The 24,122-nt window shown below is 70.0% G+C and carries 25 protein-coding genes and 1 riboswitch; of the genes, 13 read left to right on the top strand and 12 right to left on the bottom strand.

Annotation, left to right across the window (positions count from 1 at the left end; all coding sequences use genetic code 11):
- The first annotated feature begins 73 nt into the window (after positions 1–73).
- On the top strand, positions 74–2,089 hold the full coding sequence (locus tag ACIHFD_RS47725; protein WP_397372538.1) for a molybdopterin-dependent oxidoreductase: 2,016 nt from the start codon (positions 74–76) through the stop codon (positions 2,087–2,089).
- On the opposite strand, the gene ACIHFD_RS47720 is transcribed toward ACIHFD_RS47725, so the two are convergent.
- Entirely contained in the window at positions 2,067–2,840 is a 774-nt protein-coding gene (locus ACIHFD_RS47720; protein WP_397372537.1) for an alpha/beta hydrolase, read from the bottom strand. The two genes, ACIHFD_RS47725 and ACIHFD_RS47720, sit on opposite strands and share 23 nt — an antisense overlap.
- Before the next feature lie 69 nt (positions 2,841–2,909).
- On the opposite strand from ACIHFD_RS47720, the gene ACIHFD_RS47715 reads away from it, so the two are divergent.
- Positions 2,910–3,452, top strand: a complete 543-nt coding sequence (locus ACIHFD_RS47715; RefSeq protein ID WP_397372536.1) for a PadR family transcriptional regulator — start codon at positions 2,910–2,912, stop codon at positions 3,450–3,452.
- Here ACIHFD_RS47715 and ACIHFD_RS47710 read toward each other — a convergent pair.
- Entirely contained in the window at positions 3,431–3,895 is a 465-nt protein-coding gene (locus ACIHFD_RS47710) for a GNAT family N-acetyltransferase (protein WP_355207778.1), read from the bottom strand. The two genes, ACIHFD_RS47715 and ACIHFD_RS47710, sit on opposite strands and share 22 nt — an antisense overlap.
- A 76-nt stretch (positions 3,896–3,971) precedes the next feature.
- Between ACIHFD_RS47710 and ACIHFD_RS47705 the strand changes: the two genes are divergently transcribed.
- A complete protein-coding gene (locus tag ACIHFD_RS47705) occupies positions 3,972–4,421 on the top strand; it encodes a hypothetical protein (protein ID WP_397372535.1) in 450 nt (149 codons plus the stop codon).
- A 2-nt stretch (positions 4,422–4,423) separates the two neighbouring features.
- Here ACIHFD_RS47705 and ACIHFD_RS47700 read toward each other — a convergent pair whose 3' ends face one another.
- From ACIHFD_RS47700 to ACIHFD_RS47690, 3 genes are all read right to left on the bottom strand, one after another.
- Positions 4,424–4,807, bottom strand: a complete 384-nt coding sequence (locus ACIHFD_RS47700; RefSeq protein ID WP_364853874.1) for a VOC family protein — start codon at positions 4,805–4,807, stop codon at positions 4,424–4,426.
- A gap of 37 nt (positions 4,808–4,844) precedes the next feature.
- Positions 4,845–5,159 (bottom strand): DMT family transporter, encoded by a 315-nt coding sequence (locus tag ACIHFD_RS47695; RefSeq protein WP_397372534.1) that lies wholly within the window; start codon positions 5,157–5,159, stop codon positions 4,845–4,847.
- 32 nt (positions 5,160–5,191) lie between these two features.
- Positions 5,192–5,250: riboswitch (guanidine-III (ykkC-III) riboswitch) on the bottom strand.
- A gap of 25 nt (positions 5,251–5,275) precedes the next feature.
- The gene (locus ACIHFD_RS47690; protein ID WP_397372533.1) at positions 5,276–6,073 is read right to left on the bottom strand and encodes a class I SAM-dependent methyltransferase; all 798 of its coding nucleotides are present in this window, start codon (positions 6,071–6,073) and stop codon (positions 5,276–5,278) included.
- Between the two features lie 103 nt (positions 6,074–6,176).
- Here ACIHFD_RS47690 and ACIHFD_RS47685 point away from each other — a divergent pair, with 103 nt between their 5' ends.
- The 3 genes from ACIHFD_RS47685 to ACIHFD_RS47675 all read left to right on the top strand — a co-directional run bounded on the left by ACIHFD_RS47685 (position 6,177) and on the right by ACIHFD_RS47675 (position 9,258).
- The gene (locus tag ACIHFD_RS47685; RefSeq protein ID WP_397372532.1) at positions 6,177–7,982 is read left to right on the top strand and encodes an acyl-CoA dehydrogenase; all 1,806 of its coding nucleotides are present in this window, start codon (positions 6,177–6,179) and stop codon (positions 7,980–7,982) included.
- 41 nt (positions 7,983–8,023) lie between these two features.
- On the top strand, positions 8,024–8,962 hold the full coding sequence (locus tag ACIHFD_RS47680; RefSeq protein WP_397372531.1) for an MBL fold metallo-hydrolase: 939 nt from the start codon (positions 8,024–8,026) through the stop codon (positions 8,960–8,962).
- A 71-nt stretch (positions 8,963–9,033) separates the two neighbouring features.
- Positions 9,034–9,258: a hypothetical protein gene (locus ACIHFD_RS47675; RefSeq protein ID WP_192788390.1), complete on the top strand. Its 225-nt coding sequence runs from the start codon at positions 9,034–9,036 to the stop codon at positions 9,256–9,258.
- Here ACIHFD_RS47675 and ACIHFD_RS47670 read toward each other — a convergent pair.
- From ACIHFD_RS47670 to pdhA, 4 genes are all read right to left on the bottom strand, one after another.
- Complete coding sequence (locus tag ACIHFD_RS47670; RefSeq protein WP_363983999.1) at positions 9,255–9,548, bottom strand: Dabb family protein; 294 nt, start codon at positions 9,546–9,548, stop codon at positions 9,255–9,257. The two genes, ACIHFD_RS47675 and ACIHFD_RS47670, sit on opposite strands and share 4 nt — an antisense overlap.
- A 119-nt stretch (positions 9,549–9,667) precedes the next feature.
- Positions 9,668–11,068, bottom strand: a complete 1,401-nt coding sequence (locus ACIHFD_RS47665) for a dihydrolipoamide acetyltransferase family protein (protein WP_397372530.1) — start codon at positions 11,066–11,068, stop codon at positions 9,668–9,670.
- A gap of 11 nt (positions 11,069–11,079) precedes the next feature.
- Complete coding sequence (locus tag ACIHFD_RS47660; protein WP_355207764.1) at positions 11,080–12,060, bottom strand: alpha-ketoacid dehydrogenase subunit beta; 981 nt, start codon at positions 12,058–12,060, stop codon at positions 11,080–11,082.
- A complete protein-coding gene (pdhA, locus tag ACIHFD_RS47655; RefSeq protein WP_355207761.1) occupies positions 12,057–13,151 on the bottom strand; it encodes a pyruvate dehydrogenase (acetyl-transferring) E1 component subunit alpha in 1,095 nt (364 codons plus the stop codon). The genes ACIHFD_RS47660 and pdhA overlap by 4 nt, the downstream gene beginning before the upstream one ends.
- 302 nt (positions 13,152–13,453) lie before the next feature.
- On the opposite strand from pdhA, the gene purS reads away from it, so the two are divergent.
- The 4 genes from purS to purL all read left to right on the top strand — a co-directional run bounded on the left by purS (position 13,454) and on the right by purL (position 17,373).
- The gene (gene purS, locus ACIHFD_RS47650; RefSeq protein WP_350737364.1) at positions 13,454–13,699 is read left to right on the top strand and encodes a phosphoribosylformylglycinamidine synthase subunit PurS; all 246 of its coding nucleotides are present in this window, start codon (positions 13,454–13,456) and stop codon (positions 13,697–13,699) included.
- Positions 13,700–13,918: 219 nt separating this feature from the next.
- Positions 13,919–14,305: an ATP-binding protein gene (locus ACIHFD_RS47645; RefSeq protein WP_350737367.1), complete on the top strand. Its 387-nt coding sequence runs from the start codon at positions 13,919–13,921 to the stop codon at positions 14,303–14,305.
- A gap of 138 nt (positions 14,306–14,443) precedes the next feature.
- Positions 14,444–15,127, top strand: coding sequence for a phosphoribosylformylglycinamidine synthase subunit PurQ (gene purQ / locus ACIHFD_RS47640; RefSeq protein ID WP_355207756.1), 684 nt, complete (start codon positions 14,444–14,446; stop codon positions 15,125–15,127).
- Positions 15,124–17,373: a phosphoribosylformylglycinamidine synthase subunit PurL gene (purL, locus tag ACIHFD_RS47635; protein ID WP_397372529.1), complete on the top strand. Its 2,250-nt coding sequence runs from the start codon at positions 15,124–15,126 to the stop codon at positions 17,371–17,373. The genes purQ and purL overlap by 4 nt, the downstream gene beginning before the upstream one ends.
- A gap of 52 nt (positions 17,374–17,425) precedes the next feature.
- Here purL and ACIHFD_RS47630 read toward each other — a convergent pair whose 3' ends face one another.
- Complete coding sequence (locus ACIHFD_RS47630) at positions 17,426–18,307, bottom strand: hypothetical protein (protein ID WP_397372528.1); 882 nt, start codon at positions 18,305–18,307, stop codon at positions 17,426–17,428.
- 193 nt (positions 18,308–18,500) lie between these two features.
- Between ACIHFD_RS47630 and ACIHFD_RS47625 the strand changes: the two genes are divergently transcribed.
- Genes ACIHFD_RS47625 through ACIHFD_RS47615 form a run of 3 tightly spaced genes read left to right on the top strand, consistent with a single transcriptional unit; the run spans position 18,501 to position 22,728 of the window.
- The gene (locus ACIHFD_RS47625) at positions 18,501–20,513 is read left to right on the top strand and encodes an adenylate/guanylate cyclase domain-containing protein (protein ID WP_350737378.1); all 2,013 of its coding nucleotides are present in this window, start codon (positions 18,501–18,503) and stop codon (positions 20,511–20,513) included.
- 33 nt (positions 20,514–20,546) lie between these two features.
- Positions 20,547–21,209: a Crp/Fnr family transcriptional regulator gene (locus tag ACIHFD_RS47620; protein ID WP_363983987.1), complete on the top strand. Its 663-nt coding sequence runs from the start codon at positions 20,547–20,549 to the stop codon at positions 21,207–21,209.
- A gap of 49 nt (positions 21,210–21,258) precedes the next feature.
- Positions 21,259–22,728, top strand: a complete 1,470-nt coding sequence (locus ACIHFD_RS47615; protein WP_397372527.1) for an MFS transporter — start codon at positions 21,259–21,261, stop codon at positions 22,726–22,728.
- Here ACIHFD_RS47615 and ACIHFD_RS47610 read toward each other — a convergent pair.
- Positions 22,689–23,435: a methylenetetrahydrofolate reductase gene (locus ACIHFD_RS47610; protein ID WP_355207745.1), complete on the bottom strand. Its 747-nt coding sequence runs from the start codon at positions 23,433–23,435 to the stop codon at positions 22,689–22,691. The two genes, ACIHFD_RS47615 and ACIHFD_RS47610, sit on opposite strands and share 40 nt — an antisense overlap.
- 10 nt (positions 23,436–23,445) lie before the next feature.
- Positions 23,446–24,084: a TetR/AcrR family transcriptional regulator gene (locus ACIHFD_RS47605; protein ID WP_397372543.1), complete on the bottom strand. Its 639-nt coding sequence runs from the start codon at positions 24,082–24,084 to the stop codon at positions 23,446–23,448.
- Between the last annotated feature and the right edge of the window lie 38 nt (positions 24,085–24,122).

Genomic DNA, 24,122 nt, shown 5'->3' with positions numbered 1-24,122 from the left:
TCGTCGCACCGGGCAGGCTACACGCATTTCCGCGTCTGCCGTCATTCCAGGTGCGGGACGTAGTCTGTGTCCCATGTCGGGTGAATTGAGGGTTTTGGGGGCGTGTCCGCTGGACTGCCCGGATGGCTGCTCCTGGGTGGTCACCGTGGAGAACGGCAGGGCCGCCAAGCTCCGCGGCAACCCCGACCACCCGTACACCAGGGGCGCCCTGTGCGTGAAGGTCAACCGTTACCTCGAGCACACCCGGGCGGACGACCGCATCCTGCACCCCATGCGCCGCATCGGCCCCAAGGGCTCCGGCCAGTTCGAGCGCATCACCTGGGACGAGGCGCTCGACGAGATCTCGGTGCGGCTGCGCGGCATCGTCGAGGAGCACGGCGGGGAGGCCATCTGGCCGTACCTGGGCACCGGCACGCTCGGCTACCTGCAGGGCTGCGAGGGCGTGGCCGGGCGGCGGTTCTGGAACATGCTGGGCGCCTCCAAGCACTGGCTCAACATCTGCTCGGCGGCCGGCAGCAGCGGCCTGATGCGGACGAACGGCACCCCGGGCGGCATGGACCCCGAGAACTTCGCGCTGGCGAAGCTGATCCTGCTCTGGGGCACGAACACGCTGACCAGCGGCCACCACCTGTGGAAGTTCATCCAGGACGCTCGGGCGGACGGCGCACACGTCGTCGCCATCGACCCGATCCGCACCAGGACGGCCGACCAGGCCGACGAGTTCCTGGCGATCAGGCCGGGCACGGACGCGGCGCTCGCGCTCGGGCTGCTCAACGTCGTGCTGGCGGAGAACGCGCAGGATGAGGAGTTCCTGGCCGAGCACACCGAGGGCTGGGAGGACTTCCGCCAGGAAATCCTGAAATATCCGGTCGAGACTGTGGCTGAAATCACCGGCATCCCCGCCTCCGCCATCCACAGCCTGGGGATACGGCTCGCCCACACCCGCCCGACCGCCATCCGCGCCACGCAGGGCCTCCAGCGGCACCAGGGCGGCGGCACCGCGCTGCGCACGCTCGCCTCGATCCCCGGCGTCACCGGCGACTGGCGCCACCCCGGCGGCGGCATCGCGTACTCCACCAGCGGCCACGTGCACTTCGACATCGACACCCGCGACGACCTGCTGGCCAAGCCCGTCCGCACGCTCGTCATGACCAAGCTGGGGTCCCAGCTCGACGACGTGAAATGCCTGTGGGTGTACGCGGCCAACCCGGCGGGCTCGAGCCCCGACGCGAACGCGATCAGGCGGCAGCTCGCCCGCGAGGACCTGTTCACGGTGGTCATGGAGCAGTTCCCGACCGACACCGTGGACTACGCCGACATCGTGCTCCCCGCGACCATGCAGACCGAGCACCAGGACCTGCACGCCGGATACGGGCACCTCTACCTGCTCTGGAACGAGCCCGCCGAGCCTTCGCCCGGCGAGTGCCTGTCCACCACGGAGACGTTCCGGCGGCTGGCGGCGCACATGGGGATGACCGAGCCGTCGCTGTTCGACTCGGACCTGGAGCTGGCCGAGCAGCTGCTGTCGAGCGGGCACCCGTCGTTGGAGGGCATCACGCTGGATCGGCTGCGCAAGGAGGGCTGGGTGCGGATGAACTACCCCGAGCCCTTCACGCCGTTCGCCGAGGGCTTCCCGACGCGGTCGGGCAGGATGCGCTTCCCGCAGGCGGGCAAGGCGTACACGCCGTCCCACACGGCCGGCGCGAGGGGCGGCTCGCCGTACCCGCTGGCGCTGGTCACGCCCGCGTCGCACACGTTCCTCAACACGACCTTCGGCAACAACCCGGAGCTGCGTCGCCGCGCCAAGGACCCGGTGGTGCTGGTCAACCCGGCCGACGCGGCGGCCCGGGGGCTGGTGGCCGGTCAGCGGGTACGCGTGCACAACGACGGCGGCGAGTTCCTGGCGGACGTGGAGATCAGCGACCGCGTGGCGGCCGGGGTGGTGGCCTCGCCGAAGGGGCGCTGGCCGAAGCTGACCCCCGGCGGCGCCAACCCGAACGCGGTCGTGGCCGAGCGGGACGGGGACATGGGCATGGGGCCGGGCTTCCACGACAACCTGGTCGAGATCAGCCCTTGTGCCGGTCCATGAACGCCACTATCAGGTCGAGCACGTCCTTCCCGTGAGGACTGGCGAACAGGGCCGAGGCGTGCAGGCTCTCCCCCGGGATGACCATGGTCTGGTTGTCGGGGGCCTTCGTGGCGGCGGCGTGCGCACTGGCCAGGTCGTCGGCGCCGCCGTACCCGTCGTTCGCGGAGCCGATCTGCAGGAGCGGGACGGTCAGCCTGGCCGCGTTCTCCGCGCTGATCTCGCCTGAGACGGCCACCACACCGGCCACTTTCGAGCCGAGCCGCAGGGCGGCGGGGACGGCGGTGGTGGCGCCGATCGAGCCGCCGACCAGGAAGATCCGCTTGACGCCCGGCTCCTTGGCCAGTCGCCCGGCCATCGCGACGGCGCCGTCCTCGGGGAGGATGGCGGAGGTCCTGGCGTACAGCAGGACGCGGTAGCCGGCGGCCACGAGGCGGTCCGACAGGGGCCGCCACGTGCACACGTTGCCCCGGCGCTCATAGGTGATGACCACGCCCACCGGGCCGTCGCCGGTGATCACGCCGGGCAGATCGCCGTCGTGCTTGAAGATCTTGCCGTCCGCCTCGGTGAAGCACCCGGAGACGTTCGGCCCCGTGGGAATCGGGGCCGACGTCGTCGCCTCGGGAACCGGGGCCGGACTCGTCGCCGCGGGGGCCGTGCTCGGGCCGGGCGCCGCGGCACCGGTGCTGGCCGCGCCCCCGCAGGCCGTCAGCACTCCCACCATGAGCCCCACCACACCTACCAACGCGCGCATGGCCGCCCTTTCCGCTCAACTATGTCAGAACTGACATAGTTGTAGGAGCACCATATCCTTGGGCGAACCATGACCTCAACGCTGGGATTCGCGATCCTCGCCGTGCTGGCGCGCGGCGAGCGCACGGGGTACGACCTCGCCGCGGCCATGCGGCGGCCCGTCGGCTACTTCTGGACGGCCGGGCACAGCCAGATCCACGCCGAGCTGCAGAAGCTGCGGGCCGGGGGGCTGGTCGGGTTCGAGGCCGAGCACGGGCCGGGCCCGCAGGGCAGGAAGGTCTACCACCTGACCGCCGAGGGCCAGGCGGCGCTGCGGGAATGGGTCACCGAGCCGCCCCGGGAGCGGCCGGAGCGCGACGAGCTGGTGCTGAAGACGTACGCGTCGTGGCTGGCCGAGCCGGAGCTGGTCAGGCGGATGTTCGCCGACCAGCTCGCCGCGCACGAGGAGCGGCTGGCCGAGTACGAGCGGCAGGAGGCGTCATTCGACGGGCCACCCGCCTTCGGCGATCCCCGGTTCGGCAACTACGCCACGTTGCGCTGCGGGCTGAGCTACGAGCGGCACCGGGCCAACTGGTGCCGCTGGATGCTGGATCAGCTCAGCGAGAGCTTGTAGCCCTCGTGGGAGGCCGTGAAGCCGAGGTTGTCGTAGAAGCGGTGCGCGTCCGTACGTGACTTGTCGGAGGTGAGCTGCACGACGGCGCAGCCGCGCTCCCGGGCCCGGTCGACGGCCCACTTGATCATCCGGCCGCCGAGGCCCTGGCCGCGGGCGGCGGCGGCGACCCTGACGGCCTCGATCTGGCACCGCTCGGCGCCCAGCCGCGACAGCCCGGCCAGGTACGTGAGCTGCATCGTGCCCACCACCTCGCCGTCCTGCTCGGCCACGATCAACTCGTCGTACGGGTTGGCGTCGATCCGCTCGAACGCCGCCAGGTAGCGCTCGTCGCCGGGGTCGCCCTCGCGCGTGGCGCCGAGATGGTCGTCGGCCAGCATCGCCACGATCGCGGGCACATCCTCCTTGCGGGCTTCGCGGAAGAGCACTTTCTCACTTTGCTGCATGTCCGAATGATGTCAGGGATGGCTCAGGGTCCGTCCCCGATGCCCCCAAGGGGGCCGAAAAGGCACCATGAGTGACATGAACGAAATCAGCCGACGAGATGAAGTCTCGCTGTCGGGTGCCGCGCTCCGCGGCGCCCCCTGGAAGGCCGCCGCCGTCGGTGGCGGCGCCGTGGCCGCGACCAGCTTCGGTCTGGGCGTGCTCACGGGCGGTGGCGACCTGGTGTGGGCGCTGGGCCTGGGCATCAGCCTGTTCGCCCTGATCGCCGCGATCGGCGCGGTCTCCAAGCCGCACGAGGGCGACCGGGTGACCCGCCAGGCCCGCCTCTGGTCGCTGAAGCACCCGTGGAAGTTCGCGCTGCTGCCCGCGGCCATCGCGGCCGTGCTGGACTACCCGGTGCAGCTCGTGCTCGACAACGAAGGGGTGTTCGGCTCCGGTGTGCAGGCCCTGTGGCACGGCGCGCTGGTCTACCTGATCGCCGGCATCATGACCCTCACCATGCGGGGCCGCGCCGATTCCGCCCGGTGAGCTCAGCCCTGCGCCTCCCGCTCCGCCTGGCTCCGGCACACGCAGAACTCGTTGCCCTCCGGGTCGAGCATCGTCACCCAGCCGGTGCCGTCGGGCTGCCGCAGGTCGTCGTGGACGGTCGCGCCCAGCCCGATCAGCCGCTCGACCTCCTGGTCGCGGGTCCTGCCCTCGGTGCCGTTGACGTCGAGGTGGATCCGGTTCTTCACGGTCTTACCCTCGGGCACGCGGATGAACAGCAGGAACGGGTCCTGCTTGGTACGCAGCATGACCTCGTCGTCGCCCGGCTTGTCACCCTCGCCGAGCGGCAGCCCGGTGGCCTTGCTCCACCAGGTGGCGATCTCGTACGGGTCGGCGGCGTCGATGGTCACGGCATGAATTTCGATCACCCGGACACCCAACCCGTGACGAGCCGAAACGTCAAGGTCAGGCGAGCACCCGCAGGCCGATGACCCCCGCCAGGATCAGCGCGATCGAGACGATGCGCGCCGGCGAGACCCCGTCCCCCATGGCGATCATGCCCAGCACCGCGGTGCCCGCCGCGCCGACGCCGGTCCAGACGGCGTACGCGGTGCCGACCTCGAGGGTCTTGAGCGCGTACGAGAGCAGGCCGAAGCTCAGCACGGCCATGACGAGGAACGACAGGGTCCACCACAGATTGCCGAACCCGTTGCTGAGCTTGAGCGAAAGGGCCATGACGACTTCGAAGACGCCGGCCAGCACGAGGACGATCCACGCCATGATCAGAACTCCCTTGGGACGAGACATCAGCGCGTGCGTCGTCTTGGCGTTCCGGGTACGGCGCGTCTCGTCCGGGAGCTGTCAGCTCATGAGCAAGAACGCGGCCCTCGACGGGATCATTCCCACCAGATGGTGACCCATCGGTCGCGCGGCAACGGCCACATGCCCAGCTCCATCACCGTGGCCGCCACCTCATCCGCCCTGGACGGGTCGAGGCACACCCTGCGGCACGCGCTGGCCGCCAGGTCCTCCAGCGAGGTGAATCGTTCCAGGGGAGCTTCCCGTTCCTCCACCTGCACCGGGTAGCCGAGCGCCGCGGCCAGGGCCACGCAGTCCTCGGCGATGGGCCGGACCGGCCGGTCCACCCCGTGGAAGTGCTGCCACAGCGGCGCCATCCAGCTCATGGGATGGCGGTGCGTGAGCTCCAGCACCACCCGCCCCTGCGTGCGCTCGTCGAGGGCCCGCAGGAAGTCGGCCAGGTCGAGGACGTTGTAGATCACGTGGGCGGCGACGGTGACGTCCACCACGGGCACCCGCCCGGCCACGTCGGGCCAGCGCCCCTCGATCGCCGTGACCGGCACGCCGAGCTTCTCCGCCCGGGCGGTCAGCCCCTCCAGCATCGACGCCGAGGTGTCCACCGCGTAGAGGTGGCCGATGCGCTCGTGCAGCGGCAGGGACGAGGCGCCGGGGCCCGAGCCCACGTCGAGCAGCGTGCCCTTGTCGGGCAGCGCCTCCGAGAGCCGGGACATGGTGGGGCCGTCGTCGGGCTCGGCCAGCGCCCTGTCGGTACGGGTGCCGAACCGCTCGGGCGAGTGACTCCAGGGGTCGGCAGAAACCTTGGCCATGATCTCGTCGGGAATGGCCCAGGATTCCAGGCGCTCTCGCCATCTCGCGGCGAGTTCTTCGGCGTCCATGGAGACGAGCATGCCACGCATACCTGGGGTTACCCGCGGGTAGCATTGCAGAGTAAGGTTACTCGCCAGTACGAATACCCCTCGGTTCAAGGAGATCGACCCCATGGGCCACTACAAGAGCAACGTGCGAGACCTGGAATTCAACCTCTTCGAGGTGTTCGGGCGACGCGAGATCCTCGGCACAGGGCCCTTTGCGGACGTGGACGAGGAGGTCGCCCGGGGCATCCTTGACGAGGTCAACAGGCTGGCCTCCGGCGTCCTGGCCGACTCCTTCGAGGAGGGCGACAGGAACCCGCCGGTGTTCGACGCGGCGACCAGCTCCGTGAAGGTGCCCGAGGGCTTCAAGAAGTCCTACAAGGCGCTGGTGGACGGCGGCTGGGCCAACCTCGACCTGCCCCCCGAGCTGGGCGGCCCCGGCATCCCGAGGAGCCTGGCCTGGGCCACGGCCGAGATGGTGCTGGGCGCGAACCCGGCGCTGTACATGTACGCCGCGGGCCCCAACTTCGCCTACACGCTGTGGAAGGTCGGCACGCCGGAGCAGAAGCGCTTCGCCGAGCTGGCCATCGAACGCGAATGGGGCGCCACGATGGTCCTCACCGAGCCGGACGCCGGCTCCGACGTGGGCGCCGGGCGGGCCAAGGCGGTGCGCCAGGAGGACGGCAGCTGGCACATCGAAGGCGTCAAGCGCTTCATCACCAGCGCCGAGCACGACATGACCGAGAACATCTTCCACCTCGTGCTGGCCCGCCCCGAGGGCCACGGCCCCGGCACCAAGGGGCTGTCGATGTTCCTGGTGCCGAAGTTCCACGTGAATCTCGAGACCGGCGAGCTGGGCGAGCGCAACGGCGTCTACGTCACCAACGTCGAGAAGAAGATGGGGCTCAAGGTCTCCACGACGTGCGAGCTGACGTTCGGCGACAAGCACCCGGCCGTCGGCTGGCTGGTGGGCGACGTCCATGAGGGCATCAGGCAGATGTTCATGGTCATCGAGCACGCCCGCATGATGGTCGGCACCAAGGCCATCGCCACGCTCTCCACCGGCTACCTGAACGCGCTGGAGTACGCCAAGTCGCGCCTGCAGGGCGCGGACCTGACCCGGATGGCCGACAAGGCCGCCCCGCGGGTCTCCGTCACCCACCACCCCGACGTGCGGCGCGAGCTCATGCTGCAGAAGTCGTACGCCGAGGGCATGCGGGCCCTGGTGCTCTACACCGCCACGTTCCAGGACACCCTCCTGGTCGACCCCGACGACCGGCACGCCAGCGAGATGAACGACCTGCTGCTGCCCATCGTCAAGGGCGTCGGCTCCGAGCGGTCGTACGAGCTGCTCTCCCGCTCGCTGCAAACCCTCGGCGGCTCGGGCTACCTGCAGGACTACCCGATCGAGCAGTACATCCGGGACGCCAAGATCGACTCCCTCTACGAGGGCACGACCGCGATCCAGGGCCTGGACCTGTTCTTCCGGAAGATCCTGCGCAACCAGGGCGCGGCGGTCGGGTCACTGCTGGCCGAGATCGGCGAGTTCGCCGGCTCGGAGGCGGGCAACGGCCGGCTCAAGGAGGAGCGCAAGCTCCTCGCGGAGGCCGCCGCCGAGGTCAAGGCCATGGGCGACACCATGGCGGGCTGGGCGCTGGGCTCGCTGGAGGCGCCGGCCGAGGTGTACAAGGTCGGGCTGAACACCACCCGGCTCCTGCTCGCGCTGGGCGACCTGGTGATCGGCTGGCTGCTGCTGCGGCAGGCCGAGGTGGCGCTGGCCAGGCTGGCCGACGGCGAGGACCCGTTCTACCTGGGCAAGGTGGCCGCGGCCTCGTTCTTCGCCAAGACGGTCCTGCCGCGGCTGGCAACGGAGCGCCGGATCGTGGACTCCACCGGGCAGGAGCTCATGGAGCTCCCCGAGGAGGCCTTCTAAACCGTGGGGGCGGGGGTGCTTCGAGGGAGTACGGTCGCGGCATGAGCTCGACTTCTCACGATCACCCCCTTCCTCCGCCCCGGGTCGAAGAGGTGTCCGAGGGCGTCTTCGCCTACATCCAGCCCGACGGGAGCTGGTGGATCAACAACACCGGCTTCCTGGCCGGCCGGCGCGGCGTGATCTGCGTCGACGCCTGCTCGACCGAGCGCCGTACGCGGGCCTTCCGCGAGGCCATCGGCACGGTCACCGACCGGCCGATCACCACGCTGGTCAACACCCACCACCACGGCGACCACACGTTCGGCAACTGGCTCTTTCCCGAGGCCACGATCGTCGGGCACGAGGGCGTGCGGGAGCAGATCCTGGTCGACGGCGTCCCCACCTACCGCGCCGCGTGGTCGCCCGAGGTGGAGTGGGGCGAGATGGAGGTGGCGCCGCCGTTCCTCACCTTCACCGACCGGATCACCCTGCACTCCGACGACCTGCGGTGCGAGGTGAGACACGTGGGCCACGCCGCGCACACGACGAACGACTCGTACGTGTGGATCCCCGAGCGGCGGCTGCTGTTCTCGGGCGACCTCGTCTTCAACGGCGGCACCCCCTTCGTCCTGATGGGCTCGGTCGCCGGGGCGCTGGACGCGCTCGACCAGCTCAGGGCGCTGGGGGCGGAGACCGTCGTGCCGGGCCACGGCGGGGTGTGCGGGCCGGAGGCGTACGACCGGATCGAGGGTTACCTGCGGTTCGTGCAGGAGACCGCGGTGCGGGGCCGGGCGGCGGGTCTGTCTCCGCTGGAGGCGGCCAGGGAGGCCGACCTGGGCGAGTGGGGCGGGTTGCTGGACTCCGAGCGCATCGTGGGCAACCTGCACCGCGCCTACGCCGAGCTCGACGGACAGCCGCTGGGCGCGCCGATCGACCTGGCCACCGCCGTGTTGGACATGATCACCTACAACGGCGGCAAGCCTTTGTCCTGCCTCGCCTGAGATGTTACGGGTGTGATCTTCTGTACCCGGGTATGACCGTGGCTGTACTCGCCGTTTGCCTGGAGGTCGTCATGGGTGTCGGGGTAAGCATCTTCTTCCTCACGCTTGGCGCCATCCTGAGATTCGCGATCGAGCCCGACGTGTTCGGCAAGGCCGTCCACATGGACGTCGTCGGGCTCATCTTCATGATCGTCGGTGGCGTGGGAGTGGTGCTGAGCGTCGTGCTGGCCCCCAGGAGGGGGCGCACCTCCGAGGGCCGGCTGATGCACCGCGAGAACAACCCGCCGGAGATCTAGAGGCTGAGCTGCACCGCGGCCCGGGAGGCCAGGATCGGCCTGATGTGCTCCACGATCACCGCCTGATGCTGCGGGTGGTCGCGGTAGACCAGGTAGTCGTCGACGTCGTCGAAGTCGGCCACCACCGCGTAGTCGTGGTTGCCCTGGTTGATGCCCGCGTCCGGGCCCACGGTGTACGAGCGGAGCTGCGGGATGATGCCGGGCAGCTTGCCCAGCTCGGTGGTCACCGTCTCCTTCTGCTCGTCGGTCGCGGCCTCGGTCCAGGTGAACAACACGATGTGGCGAATCATGCGATCAGGTGTATCAGATCGCGACGGCGTGACTCTGTACGGGATGGGTGCGGGTGTCCCCGGCCTACGGCGATCGCCGGGGGAGGGGTCCTCCCGGCGGTCGCCGTAGGCTTTCCCGGCTAGCTCCAGGCCAGCATGTGCAGCGGGTCCTCCAGCATGTCGCCGACGTCGCGCAGGAACATCGAGCCCAGCTCGCCGTCCACGATGCGGTGGTCGAACGACAGGGCCAGGGTGGTCACCTTGCGCACCGCCAGCTCGCCGTCCACCACCCACGGCATGTCCCTGATCTGGCCGATGGCGAGGATGGCGGCCTCGCCGGGGTTCAGGATCGGGGTGCCGGCGTCGACGCCGAAGACGCCGACGTTGGTGATGGTGAAGGTGCCGCCGGCCATCTCGGCCGGCTGGGTGCGGCCCGCCCTGGCGGTCTCCGTGAGCTCGGCCAGCCGCCCGGCCAGCTCGGGGAGCGACAGGGTGTGGGCGTCCTTGACGTTGGGCACGACGAGGCCGCGGGGGGTGGCGGCGGCTATCCCCAGGTTCACGTAGCGCTTGAGCACGATCTCCTGCGCCGCCTCGTCCCACGACGAGTTGATCATCGGGTGGCGTTTGACGGCGGTGAGGACCGCCTTGGCCACCAGCAGCAGCGGGGACACCTTGACGTCCGCGAAGTCCCGGAAGGTGCGCAGGCGCTGCACCGTCTCCATGGTGTTCGTCACGTCGAGCTGGAGGAACTCGGTGACGTGCGGAGCGGTGAAGGCGCTGGCGACCATGGCCTGGGCGGTCATCTTGCGCACACCCTTGACGGGGATGCGCTCCTCCGGCCGCTCGGCCGCCGCCACCTCGGCGACCGGGGCCGCCCCGGCCTCCGCAGCGGCGTGGACGTCCTCGCGGGTGATCGAGCCCTCGGGGCCGGTGCCGGCGAGGGTGGACAGGTCGACGCCGAGATCCCTGGCCAGCTTCCGTACGGGTGGCTTGGCGAGGACGCCGACCCGGCCGGCCGGCGGCGCGACAGGGGCAGGAGCAGGGGCAGGGGCAGGGCCGCCGGCCACCTCCACGCGGGAGGGGTTGGCCACCGGGTTCGCCGGGAGGCCGGGAGCCTGGGGCTTGCGGGGGCGGCGCTTGGTGGCGCCGGTCTTGACGCCGTAGCCGACCAGGACCGCCTGGCGCTCCTCCTTGGGCGCCGGGCTGCCGTGGGCCCCGGGCTCGACGGCGCCCTCCGCCGGAGGCGTGGGCACCATGTCCTCGGCCAGGGCCTTGGTCTCCTCCGAGACGGGAGCGGCGCCCTCGGAGGTCTCGACGGCGATGATGGGGGCGCCGACGTCGACCGTCTGGCCCGCCTCGGCCAGCAGGTCCGCGACCACCCCGTCCCAGGGGATCGGGAGCTCGACGATCGACTTGGCCGTCTCGATCTCGACGACGATCTGGTTGACCTTGACCGCGTCACCCGCCTCGACGTGCCAGCGGACGACCTCGGCCTCCGTCAGTCCTTCGCCGACGTCGGGGAGCTTGAACTCGCGTCGCATGAGAACCCCCCTCAGTACCCGAAGGCCCGGTCGACGGCGTCGAGCACCCGGTCCAGATCGGGCAGGTAGTGCTCCTCCAGCTTCGACGGCGGGTAGGGGGTGGAGAAGCCGCCGACCCTGAGCACCGGCGACTCCAGGTGGTAGAAGCACTGCTCCGTGATCCTGGCCGCCAGCTCGGCCCCGAAACCGCTGTTGACGGGGGCCTCGTGGACGACCACCACCCGCCCGGTACGGCGCGCGGAGTCCATCACGGCCGGCTCGTCCAGCGGGTTGAGCGAGCGCAGGTCGATCACCTCCAGCGAACGGCCGTCTTCCTCGGCGGCCGTGGCGGCCTCCAGGCACGTCTTGACCATGGGGCCGTAGGCCAGCAGCGTGACGTCGGACCCGGGCCGCACGACCCGGGCCGCGTGCAGCGGCGGCCACCAGTCGGTGGAGCCGGTGTCGATGTCGGCCTTCTCCCAGTAACGCCGCTTGGGCTCGAAGAAGATCACCGGATCGTCGCTGCGGATGGCCTGCTGGATCATGGTGTACGCGTCCGCCGGGTTGGAGCAGGACACGACGCGCAGGCCGGCCGTGTGGGTGAAGTACGCCTCGGGCGACTCGCTGTGGTGCTCGACCGCGCCGATGCCGCCGCCGCACGGGATGCGTACGACGACCGGGAGCTTGATCGCACCGAGCGAGCGCATCGGCATCTTGGCGAGCTGCGTGATGATCTGGTCGGCGGCCGGGAAGACGAACCCGTCGAACTGGATCTCGCACACCGGCCGGTAGCCGCGCAGCGCCAGCCCGATCGCGGTGCCGATGATGCCCGACTCGGCCAGCGGCGTGTCGATGACGCGGTCCTCGCCGAAGTCCTTCTGCAGGCCGTCGGTGACCCGGAAGACGCCGCCCAGCTTGCCGACGTCCTCGCCCATGATGAGGACCTTGGAGTCGTCCTCCATGGCCTTGCGCATGCCCTCGTTGAGCGCCTTGGACAAGCTCATCACGGTCATTTGGCGAACCCCTCCAAGTAAGCGGCGTACTGGGCGCGCTCCTGGTCCATCAGGGCGTGGGGCTCGCGGTAGACGTGGTCGAAGATGTCGAGCGGCTGGGGGTCGGGCATGGCCAGGCAGCGCCTGCGCAGGTCGGCCCCGAGTTGGTCGGCCTCGGCGTCGACGGAGTCGAAGAACGACGGGTCGGCGTGCTCGTTCTTGAACAGGTACGACCTGACCCGCTCGATCGGGTCCTTGAGCTTCCACGCCTCCAGCTCGCTGGCCACGCGGTAGCGCGTCGGGTCGTCGGTGGTGGTGTGGGCGCCCATCCGGTACGTGAACGCCTCGATGAGCGTCGGCCCCTGACCGGTGCGGGCGGCCTCCAGCGCCTTCCTGGTCACGGCCAGGCAGGCGAACACGTCGTTGCCGTCCACCCTGATCCCCGGGAAGCCGAAGCCGGAGGCGCGCCGGTAGAGGGGGATGCGGGTCTGCTTCTCCAGGGGCTCGGAGATGGCCCACTGGTTGTTCTGGCAGAAGAACACGATCGGCGCGTTGAACACGCTGGCCCAGATGAACGACTCGTTCACGTCGCCCTGCGAGGTGGCGCCGTCGCCGAAGTAGACGATCGTGGCGGCGCTGGCGTCGTCGCGCTGGATGCCCATCGCGTAGCCGACCGCGTGGAGGGTCTGGCTGCCGATCACGATCGTGTACAGGTGGAAGTTGTGTTCCTTGGGGTCCCAGCCGCCGTGGTTCACGCCTCTGAACAGGCCCAGCAGCTTCACCGGATCGACGTCGCGGCACCACGCCACGCCGTGCTCGCGGTAGGTGGGGAAGGCCATGTCGGAGTCGGTCAATGCGCGGCCCGAGCCGATCTGGGCCGCCTCCTGGCCCAGCAGCGAGGCCCAGATGCCCAGCTCGCCCTGGCGTTGCAGCGCCACGGCCTCCAGGTCGATGCGCCGTACGAGGACCAGGTCGCGGTAGAGCGACCGGACCTCCTCATCGGTCAGGTCGATGTCGTAGTCGGGGTGCTCAACCCGCTCGCCCTCGGGGGTGAGCAACTGGACGAGCTCCGGAGGTGCGTCTGCAGCACCACGAGAGGCTTCGGCTGTCACGAGGCCTCCTTCGTCGGCCTCGTGACAGAGGTGCTGTGTTCATTGATGACCTCGACAAGCTCGGTCATGAGCCACTCCTGTTGCGGTCGTCAGGGCAGGTCTTCGATGGGGTTGCCACCTTTGAGGCCCGCCTTCCAAGCGATGAACCATCTGGTGGTGGTTCGTACGCGTTTGGGGACATCGTGGCAGACGTCACAGCCCTGCGCGCAAGCCCCATGCCCTCCCCGTTCCCGTTGTGTCGACAGCCACACGCGCCGGTAGGCTGTGCTTCCCAGTCACCCACCGCATCCAGGAGGAACGCAGTGGCCCGCGTCATCGTGGACGTCATGTTGAAGCCCGAGATCCTCGACCCACAGGGCCAGGCGATCGCCAGGGCACTGCCCAGGCTCGGCTTCTCCGGCGTCTCGGCCGTGCGCCAGGGCAAGCGCTTCGAGGTCGAGCTCGACGGCCCGGCCGACGAGGCCGCGCTGGAGGAGATCCGCAAGATGGCCGAGACCCTGCTCGCCAACACGGTGATCGAGGACTACAGCGTCCGGGTTGAGGATTAGGGGAGATTTGCCGCCCGGATTCCCCCCTGGCCGGTTAAAGCGGGGTTCGGAGGCGGCACAATGCCACGGGCGTGCCAACAGTAAATAACAACAACGTGATTTTGCGGTTAGCCCCGTTTTCACAGGGAAACCTACTCCAGGTGACGGTCTGGCGCCCGGAGGAGTCCGGTGGATATTGAGTTCTCGTTGGCACTGCCTCGGGATGCGATCGGCATTCCGATGGTCAGGCGAGTGCTGGGCGATGCCATGCGTTCACTCAACGTGAGTGAGACGTGTATCGCGGACATGCTCCTCGCCGTCTCCGAGGCGTGCTCCAACGCGGTGCGGCACGGGGGTCCTGCCAACCGCTACGAAGTGAGCGCGGCGATCGGCTACGGTCGCTGCGACGTGCGCATCGCGGACAACGGCGACGGGCTGCCGACGATGCCGCCGCACTTCCCTCCACCCGACACGGAGAACGGCCGTGGTCTGCTGATCATGCGCTCCGTGGTGGACGAGATCTCCTTCGGCATCACACCCGGCCGTGGCACCACGGTCCACCTGCGCAAGCACCTCGCCTGGGACGACTCGGCCGACGCCCGTCCCCGCGAGCTGGCGGCAGTCTGACCTGCGCCTTCGCCCGACGCACGAGCCGATGTGGACCACCCGGCAGCACCCGATAATCTGAAGACACCGCCGCAGACCGCCGTCCACCCGAAGAGACGGTGGCGCGTGCGCGCGCATTCCTCGGAGGGGACGACTGTCATGAGCGCTGCCCGTGTGGGCGTAGTCACGTTTCCAGGAACTCTCGACGACCAGGACGCCGCCAGGGCCGTACGCCTCGTGGGCGCGGAGGCGGTGCCGCTGTGGCACGCCGACCACGACCTGAAGGGGGTCGACGCCGTCTTCCTGCCCGGCGGCTTCTCCTACGGCGACTACCTGCGCTGCGGCGCCATCTCCCGGTTCGCGCCGCTGATGGACGAGCTCGTCCCGGCCGCCAGGGCGGGGCTGCCCGTGATCGGCACCTGCAACGGGTTCCAGATCCTCTGCGAGGCCCATCTGCTGCCCGGCGCGCTGACCCGCAACGCCTCGCTCCACTACGTCTGCCGTGACCAGCGGGTCCGGATCGAACAGACGGCCACCCCCTGGACCAGCTCCTTCGAGCCCGGCCAGGAGATCGTGCTGCCCGTCAAGCACGGCGAAGGCCGCTACGTGGCCTCCGAGGACACCCTGGCCGCGCTGGAGTCGGGCGGCCACGTGGTCGTGCGCTACGTCGGCGGCAACCCCAACGGCTCGCTCAACGACATCGCGGGCATCCGTAACGAGGCGGGCAACGTGGTCGGCCTCATGCCGCACCCCGAGCACGCGGTCGAGGACCTGGTCGGCGCGCCCAGCACCGACGGCCTCGGGTTCTTCACCTCCGTCCTCAAGAAGCTGGTGAACGCATGACTGACAGCGTGAAGCGGGCCGGCGAGACGCCCGACGAGCCGATGCCCTTCGCCGAGCTGGGGATGAAGCAGGACGAGTACGACCGGGTCAAGGACATCCTGGGTCGCCGTCCCACCGGCTCCGAGCTGGCCATCTACAGCGTCATGTGGTCCGAGCACTGCTCGTACAAGTCGTCCAAGGTGCACCTCAAGCAGTTCGCCACCAAGGCGCCCAAGTCCGACGCGCTGCTCGTGGGCATGGGTGAGAACGCCGGCGTGGTGGAGATCGGCGACGGCTGGGCGGCGACGTTCAAGATCGAGTCGCACAACCACCCGTCCTACGTCGAGCCGCACCAGGGCGCGGCCACCGGCGTCGGCGGGATCGTCCGCGACATCATGTCGATGGGCGCGCGCCCGATCGCGGTGATGGACGCGCTGCGCTTCGGCGGCGCGGACGCCGTGGACACCCGCCGGGTCCTGCCCGGCGTGGTCGAGGGCATCAGCCACTACGGAAACTGCCTGGGCCTGCCCAACATCGGCGGCGAGGTCGTCTTCGACCCCTGCTACATCGGCAACCCGCTGGTCAACGCCCTGTGCGTGGGCCTGCTCCGCAAGGACCAGATCAAGCTGGCCACCGCGCCCGGCCCGGGCAACAAGGTCGTGCTGTTCGGCGCGTCCACCGGCCCCGACGGCATCGGCGGCGCCTCCGTGCTCGCGTCGGCGACCTTCGAGGACGAGTCGCACGCCAAGCGGCCCGCCGTGCAGGTGGGCGACCCGTTCATGGAGAAGCTGCTCATCGAGTGCTGCCTGGAGCTGTACGCGGCCGACGTGGTCGTCGGCATCCAGGACCTCGGCGCGGCCGGGGTGTCGTGCGCGACGACCGAGCTGGCCGCCAAGGGCACCGGCGGCATGCACGTCGACCTCAACCTCGTACCGCTCCGTGACCCCTCGCTCAGGCCCGAGGAGATCCTCATGAGCGAGTCGCAGGAGCGGATGATGGCCGTGGTCCGGCCCGACGACATCGCGGCCTTCATGGCGATCTGCGACAAGTGGGACGTCCCCGCCACCGTCATCGGCGAGGTCACCGACACCGGCCGCCTGGTCATGACCTGGGACGGCGAGGTCATCGTGGACATCCCGCCGGGCACGGCGGCCGACGACGGGCCCGTCTACGAGCGCCCGTACCACGAGCCGTCCGGGCAGGCCGCGCTCAACGCCGACACGCCCGACCGGCTGGAGCGGCCTGCGGACCTGCGGGCCACGCTGTTCCAGCTCCTCGGCTCGCCCAACCTGGCCTCCAAGGAGTGGGTGACCTCCCAGTACGACCGCTATGTCCGCTCCAACACCGTGCTGGCCCAGCCGGCGGACGCGGGGATGCTGCGGATCTCGGAGGTCATCGCCGGCGCGGAGCCGACGACCAGGGGCATCGCGCTGTCCACCGACGGCAACGGCCGCTACGCCAAGCTCGACCCGTACGCGGGGGCGCAGCTGGCGCTGGCCGAGGCGTACCGGAACGTGGCCGTGACCGGCGCCAAGCCGCTGGCCGTGACCAACTGCCTCAACTTCGGCTCGCCCGAGGACCCCGAGGTCATGTGGCAGTTCGCCGAGGCCGTGCGCGGCCTGGCCGACGCGTGCCGCACCCTGGGCGTGCCGGTGACCGGCGGGAACGTCTCCTTCTACAACCAGACGGGCTCGACGGCCATCCACCCCACGCCGGTCGTGGGCGTGCTGGGCGTCATCGAGGACGTGGCCAAGCGGGTGCCGTCCGGGTTCACCGCCGAAGGGCTGAAGGTCGTGCTGCTCGGCGACACGCACGAGGAGTTCGGCGGCTCGGAGTGGGCGCACGTCGCGCACCGCCACCTGGGCGGGCTGCCGCCCCGGGCCGACCTGCACGCCGAGCAGGCGCTGGCGACCGTGCTGGTGGAGGCCGCCAAGAAGGGGCTGCTGGAGGGCTCGCACGACCTGTCGGACGGCGGGCTGGCCGTCGCGCTGGCGGAGTCGTGCCTGGCGCGGGGCGTCGGGGCCTCGGTGGCGCTGAGCGGGGACGCCTTCACCGACCTGTTCAGCGAGTCGGCCGCGCGGGCGCTGGTCGCGGTGCGGCCGGAGGCCTACGAGGAGTTCGCGTCGCTGTGCGGGCGGCACGAGGTGCCCTGCTACGGGCTCGGCACGACCGGAGGCGCTTCGCTGGTGGTCGAGGGCGTGTTCGAGGTGCCGGTCGAGGAGCTGCGGGAGACGCACTCGGCGGCGCTGCCCGCGCTGTTCGGCTGACGGTCTTCCGGAGGGCCGGTACGGGGTGCCCGTACCGGCCCTCCTTCGCGTGTCAGGCCTTCTTCTGGCCCAGGCAGACGACGTAGACGGTGCCGCTGACGTTGGTGCCGTGGTTAGTGGTGGTGGTCGTCTTCTGGTCGGTGGCGGTGGACGAGTAGGTGTTGTTGCCGTTGTCGTCCTTGGCCACGCTGACCGTCCAGCCGGTGCCGCCGCTGGGCGCGCTGCTCATGACGATGGCGTTCTTGAGGGCGTCGAACGAGAACCCGCCGCCGGTCGTCATGCCGCCCTTGTCGCAACTGGCCGTCGCGGAGCCGGTCGAGTTCAGGGACGCGGTCCTGGTGTAGGAGGTGTAGCTCGCGCCGTCGCCGGAGTCACCCTTCGGGCCCTGCGGCCCCTGGGGACCCTGGGGGCCGCGCGGGCCCTGCTCACCCTGCTCGCCCTGCCTGCCGGGGAGGCCGTCCTTACCGTCCTTGCCGGGGAGGCCGTTCTTACCGTCCTCGCCGTTCTTGCCGGGCAGACCGGTCTTGCCGTCCTCGCCGTTCTTACCGGGGAGGCCGTCCTTGCCGTCCGCGCCCTTCGGACCCTGCGGGCCGTCCGCGCCCTTGAGGCCCTGCGGGCCCTTCGGGCCCATCTCGCCCTTCGGCCCCTGGGGGCCGGCCGGGCCGGTTTCGCCCTTCGCGCCCTGCGCCCCCTGCTGGCCCTGCTGGATGGTCGTCTGGGAGGTGCCGCCGATCAGGATCCGCTCCTCCGTCTTCCGGCACTTCGTGCCGGGGTTGACGATGCGGGCGTACCGCGTCTTCTTGTGCACGCAGGCGTGCACCTCGCCGGCGGCCGACGATGCGGTGGCGACGCCACCGACGGTGAGGAGCGAGGCGGCCAGCGCCCCCACGGCGGCGAGGGTGAGCGTGCGCCCACCGCGAATCTTGTTAGCCACGGCTGTCCTTCCGAACAAGTGATGCTCATGTTGTCCATGAGATTCACGTTTCAATCGTTCCAAGAGATGGCAAGAACTACATAACGTATCCATCACGAAACGGAGGGTTACTGACCAGATTGACGGGATTTGGAGACAGCGGTGAGTAAAACGACGCATTGGCGACGTCGATCTCCGGTGGATAATCGGGTCTGTGTCAACCCCCTACCTGCCTCCGGCCACCCAGCCCGTACGCGGCGTGGTCTGGGGGATCCACCTGGTACTGCCACTGCTGGGGCTCTGGCTGCTGCTGGCCCAGCCCCAGGTCAACGTCATGTGGCACCACAATCTCAGCCACTTCTGGATGATCATCACGGTGGCCGGGATCAACGTGGTCCTCGGCGTGATGATCAGCGAGGCGTCGCGGCGCCGCCAGGACGCCCGGCTGTTCCTCGTGTCCATGGTCTTCCTGAGCAGCGCCGGCTTCTTCTTCATGCACGGCCTGGCCACGCCGGACATCATCCTGCCGATCGGCTCGCTGGGCTTCGACGTGGGCCAGCAGGTGGGGCTCTCCGTTGCCGCGGCGTTCGCGTTCGCCTCGGCGCTGCCGCTGGGCGACGCGGCGGCCAGGAAGGTCCTGGACGCCCAGCACTTCATCCGCGCGGTGCTGTTCGGCTTCATGCTCATCTGGGGCGTCACGTCGCTGGTACCGGGGCTGACGCGGCTCAGCGAGCCGCCGATGGCGTCCCCGGTCGACTGGCTGGCCTGGGCGTCGATCCCCGGCGTCCTGCTGTACGGCGCGGCGAGCGTGATGATGTTCCTGCTGCACCGCAAGCGCCCGTCGGCCATGCTGATCAGCCTGATCACGGCGTACGCGCTGCTGGCCGAGGCCATGATCGCCGGGATGTCGCAGCTCAACTGGCATCTGTCCTGGTGGGAGTGGCACCTGCTGCTCACGCTGGCCTTCGTCTTCGTGGCCTACAGCGCCTACCTGCAGTTCAGGCGGGAGGGGTCGAGCGCGGGCCTGTTCGACTCGGTGACGCTGGCGGCGACCGTGCGGCGCATCCAGCAGGACTACGACAAGGCCCTTGAGGAGCTGGTCGAGCACGTACGGCGGGGCGAGCCGCTGGCCGCGGCCCGGCTGTCGGGCAAGTTCCGGCTGAACGAGAGCCAGGTCGCGGTGCTCGACCGGGCGGGCGAGGCGCTGGCCAACGAGCGCGAGCTGTCCGGGCGGCTGTCCGCCATGGTGGCCGTGAGCGCCCAGACCCGGGTGGGCCTGCCCGAGGACCAGCTCCTGGCCACGGCCCTGGACCGGGTGCGGCAGGCGTACGGCGACGTGAAGATCGGCCTGGTCGCGGAGGGCAGGACGGAGATCGGCTCGCGCGAGTACGAGTTCGCCGACAACGAGCCCATCAGGCGCGACAACCTGCTGGCCTTCCCCCTGACGGTCAAGGGCCACCTGGCGGGCGTGCTGGAGGTGCCCATCGGGCGCACCCAACAGGACGAGGCGCTGGCCGCCACGCTGGCCGGGCAGCTGTCGATCTCGCTGGAGAACGCCCGCCTCTACCAGGAGCTCGACACGCTCTTCCGGCAGTACATGTCGCCCGACGTGGCCAACGCCCTGCTGGCCGACCCGGCGCAGGCCGCGCTGGGCGGCGAGCTGAAGGAGCTGACCGCGCTCTTCGCCGACCTCAAGGGCTTCACGACGTTCTCCGAGAAGGTCACGCCGGGCGAGATCGTCGAGATGCTCAACCGCTACCACACGGCCGCCGTCCCCTGCATCCTCAACAACGGCGGCACGATCGTGCAGTTCGTCGGCGACGCGCTGCTGGCCCTGTTCAACGCGCCCGCAGCCCAGGCGGGCCACGCGCGGGCCGCCTGCAAGGCCGCGCTGGAGATGCAGCGGGCCGCCGCCGAGGTGGCCGAGGAGATGGCGTGGAAGCGGGTGGACGACGTCCCGTGGCCGACGTTCAGGGTGGGCGTCAACACCGGTCCCGCGCTGGTCGGCAACATCGGCAGCCCGGAGCTGCGCGGCTTCAACGCGATGGGCGACTGCGTGAACGTGGCCGCCAGGCTCGAGGGCATCGCCGAGCCGGGCACGGTCGTCATCGGCGAGACGACGCTCCGGCAACTGGGACGTGGCGCGTCGGTGAACCCTCTGGGCCCGCTCAACCTCAAGGGCAAGGAAGAGCTCGTCAATGCGTATGTTCTGACTGATTTGCAATAGAAGGGTGACTCCCGTACCGCCATAATCGGGCGCATGGAGCCAGAGTCCGGCGAGTTTCTGTCCATGCTCACCGAGGAGGAGGTCGCGGCCCTGCGCGCGGCCGGTCGCCCGCGACGCTGGGATCGCGGCACGACCGTGATCAACGAGGGTGACACGTCCGACTGGGTCCTCGTGCTGACGGAGGGCCGGGTCAAGTGCTCGTCGCACACGAGCGCCGGCACCGAGGTGGTGCTGGCCGTGCGCGGCCCCGGCGCGCTGCTCGGGGAGATGTCGGCCATCGACGGATCACCCCGCTCGGCCACGGTGACCGCGCTGGAGCCGATCGCGGGCATCGTGGTGCGGGACTTCTCGTCGTTCCTGGAGTCCCACGGACGCATCGCCGTGCTGCTCATGCAGCTCGTCACCGGCAGGCTGCGGGACGCGGACAGGAAGCGCATCGAGTACGGCGCGTTCGACACCACGGGCCGGGTCGCGACGCGCCTGCTGGAACTCGCCGACCGCTACGGCGAGAAGACCAACAGCGGGGTACGCGTGGCGCTGCCCCTGTCGCAGGACGAGCTGGCCGGCTGGACGGGCGCCTCCCGCGAGGCGGTCAGCAAGGCGCTGCGCACACTGCGCGACCGGGGGCTCATCGAGACCGGGCGGCGGCGGGTGGTCATCCACGACCTCGACGGCCTGCGCAAGAGGGCCCGCTAGATCCCGCCCGCCAGATCCCGTACGTACGCCGTACGTCATAGTGGAGGGCATGGTCGCGGTCATTCCTCACGACGCCAGCCGCTTACGCTACGCCTGGCAGGTCTGCGCGGTCACCAGCCTGGGGCTGGTCCTCATCGGCATCGCCGGCAGCACGCTCAACGTCGCGCTCCCGACGGTCGTACGGCACTTCCACGCCAACGCCCTGGAGTCGGGGTGGATCCTCCTGGCATTCCTGCTGGTGAACACCGCGAGCCTGGTCTTCTTCGGCCGGGTGGCGGACCTGCTGGGCAGGCGGGAGGTCTACCTGACGGGGTTCGCGATCTTCACGGTGGCCTCGCTGCTGGCCGGGCTGTCGCCGAGCGTGTGGTTCCTGATCGCGATGCGCGTGCTGCAGGCGATCGGGGCGGCGATGATCCTGGCGAACGGCACGGTGATCATCACGGACGCGTTCCCGCCGGACCGGCTGAGCCAGGGCATGGGCGTCTACATCGGCACGCTGTCGGTGGCGCAGCTGGCCGGGCCCACGCTGGGCGGGCTGATCGCGGAGACCGCGGGCTGGCAGTGGATCTTCTGGGTGAACGTGCCCGCCGGGCTGGCCGCGCTGACCGTGGGGGCGGTGATCCTGCGCAGGATGCCCAGGCGGCCGAAGGAGCCCGTGGACGCGCTGGGCAACGTGCTGGTGTTCGCGGCGCTGACGGCGATGCTGCTGGCGCTGTCGGAGACGGGCTCGGCCGGGCTGACCAGCCCCGTGGTGCTGACGGGCGCGGCGGTCTTCCTGGTGCTGCTGCCGCTGATCGCGCTGGCCGAGCGGCGCTCCTCGAACCCGGTGCTGGACCTGCGGCTCTTCGGCGGGCGGCTGCTGGCCTACGCGAATCTGGCCTCGTTCTGCAACGCCCTGGCCCGCTCGGCGCTGATCCTGGTGGTGGCGCTGTACTTCCAGGCGGCCAGGGGGGTGGACGCGTTCACGGCGGGGCTGAGCGTGCTGCCGGTGCCCGTCGGGATCGGGCTGGCCTCGCCGATCGTGGGCCTGCTGGGGCGGCGGGTGTCGCCGTACGCGCTGTCCATCGGCGGGGCGGTGCTCAGCGCTCTCGGGCTCGGGACGCTGATGCTGACCGCCGATCCCGCCACGCCGTACTGGGTGATCGGGATCGGCCTGTTCGTGGCCGGCTGCGGCAGCGGAACGTTCCTGACCGGCAACACCACCCAGGTCATGCGGGCGCTGCCGACCGGCAGCCTGGGCGTGGTCAACGGGTTCCGCGTCATGATCATGAACGTCGGCATCGTGATCAGCGTCGGCCTGTCGCTCAGCGTCCTGACCGCCTCCGTGGGGCCCGGGCTGCGGGCCCAGGTGTACGCGGGCACGCTGTCCAGGCTGTCGCCGGTGGCGGTGGGACAGCTCATGGACGGCTTCCAGCGCGCGTACGCCGCGCTCTTCGCCGTGGCCCTCACGGGTGCGCTGCTCGCGGCCCTGGCGCGTCCTCAGAGGGCGGTGGCGAGCCTGGACTCCACGTCGCGGTAGCGGGAGACCGGGATGAGGTGGACGCCGTCGAAGGCGCCCGAGTCGCGCAGGGCGAGCACCTGCTCGCAGGCCGCCTCCACGCCGGCCATGCGGTCCGCGGCCACCTTCGCGATCAGGTCCTCCGGCAGGTCGATGTCGGGGATGGCGGCGGCCAGCATCCTGGCGTGGCGCTCGCTGGCCAGGACCATGACGCCCGCGTAGACCGGCACGTCCACCGGGTGGGTCTCGCGCCAGCGCAGCTGCGCCTCCAGCGAGAAGCCGACCTGAAGGAACAGGAAGTCGGCCGCGCGCTTCCACGCGGGCAGCGAGCGCATCGAGGCCGCCGCGCCCAGCCGCATGCCGGGCGAGAACTCCCGGGCCTCCTCGATCATCGAGCGCACGGTGAGGTCGCTGGTCCGGTTGCCGCTCGTGGGCTTGTCGCCGTAGACGAACAGGAACTGGTCCACCCCGTAGGCCGCCGCCGTGAGCAGGTCGCGGCGGAAGCCCAGCAGGTTGCGGTCGCGCGAGTTGAGGCAGGCGATGCCGCGCCCGCCCATGGCCTCGACCTCGTGCGCCACCGCCACGCTCGACACCGTCGCGCGCCCGATGTGGTTGTCGGGGATGAGGAACGAGTGGGCGATCTTGCTCATGGTGCCGATCTGGTGCCTGACGTGCTTCAGATCGGGCTTGGTGGGAGGTTCGATCTCGCAGATCAGCTCAAAAGGCATGATCGAGACTCTAACCTTTGGGCGCGAGCGCCTCTATGCCGCTGAGCACGAGATCGACGCCGAACGTGTCGTACAGCCCCTTCTCCGTCCCCTTGACCAGCGGTGAGGCCATCTCGACCAGGTGCGGGTACGTCTCCTCCGGCAACGACCGCAGGCCGGCCAGCTTCGCCCTGATCGCGTCCGGGCTGACGGTCTTGACGTGCACGGGGGCGTCGGCGATGGCGATGGCGCTCTGCAGCAGATATTTGCTGATCAGGCAGCTCTCGTCGACGCCGAACCCGGCGCTGCGGGCCAGGCCGAGCGCCTGGTCCCAGACGGCCAGGAAGTTCGGCACCTCGACGGGGTCGATCTGCTCGATCACGCTCTTGGCGCAGGGGTGCGCGCGCAGCGTCCTGATCAGTCCCTCGATCAGGTCGCGGAACTGCTCCTGCCACGGGCGCTCGTCGGCCTGCTTGGGCGCGAAGCCGCCGATCAGGTGGTCAGCCATGCCGACGAGCAGCTGGTCCTTGTTCTTGTAGTGCCAGTAGAGGGCCATCGGGGTCACGCCCAGGTCCGTGGCCAGGCGCCGGATCGTCACGGTGTCGAGCCCTTCGGCGTCACCGATCTCCAGCGCCCGCTCCGCGATCGCCTGGGCGGTCAGTTTTCCCATCACGGTTGACAACTATACGCCGTACAAGTTCAACTATA

The organism is Nonomuraea sp. NPDC051941 (assembly GCF_044593615.1).
Note: the sequence above shows the minus strand (reverse complement) of the source record. Positions and strands in the feature narration are given on the sequence as shown.